The organism is Blautia sp. AM23-13AC, from assembly GCF_003435675.1.
Taxonomy (GTDB): Bacteria; Bacillota; Clostridia; order Lachnospirales; family Lachnospiraceae; genus Fusicatenibacter; species Fusicatenibacter saccharivorans.
Genome location: NZ_QTUL01000042.1, coordinates 1 through 578, shown reverse-complemented (window position 1 = coordinate 578; position 578 = coordinate 1). Strand labels below are relative to the sequence as shown.

The 578-nt window shown below is 39.8% G+C and carries 1 protein-coding gene; it reads right to left on the bottom strand.

Annotation, left to right across the window (positions count from 1 at the left end; translation table 11 throughout):
- Positions 1-90: 90 nt before the first annotated feature.
- Complete coding sequence (tnpA, locus tag DW642_RS15740; protein WP_055226077.1) at positions 91-519, bottom strand: IS200/IS605 family transposase; 429 nt, start codon at positions 517-519, stop codon at positions 91-93.
- Between the last annotated feature and the right edge of the window lie 59 nt (positions 520-578).

The following is a 578-nucleotide window of genomic DNA, read 5'->3' as shown; positions in this document are numbered from 1 at the left end:
GTTCAACTGGTGGTTTATTATTAGCCCTCCAAAGGGCTATTGTTACTGCTCGCCCCAAAGGGCGGTATCGCAAGCACTTTTGCTGGCCCGCTATAAAGCGGTACTACTCGAATCTTCTCGTCTCGATTCTTCTGCTTGCTCTTTTATATACTTTTGAACTGCTTCATCTGTTATATTGCCAATCGTTTCAACATAATATCCTCTAGCCCAAAACGCTTTATCCCATTTACTTTGCAACTCAGGATGCCTGTCATAAATCATTAATGTGCTTTTTCCTTTCAGATACCCCATAAAATCTGATACTCTGAGTTTTGGTGGAATTGCTACGCTTAAATGTACATGATCTATACATACCGCTCCTGCAATTATCTCTACATTTTTATACTGGCATAAAGTTGCTATTATCTCTCGGACATCTCTGCGTATTCTCCCATACAATACCTTCTTTCGGTATTTAGGAATAAACACAATGTGATACTGGCATTTCCAACGAGTATGTGATAAACTTTTATTGTCCATTTGGACCGCCTCCTTTGATTTTGAGTTTGGCTTGCGACACCATTCTCATTCTATCACAG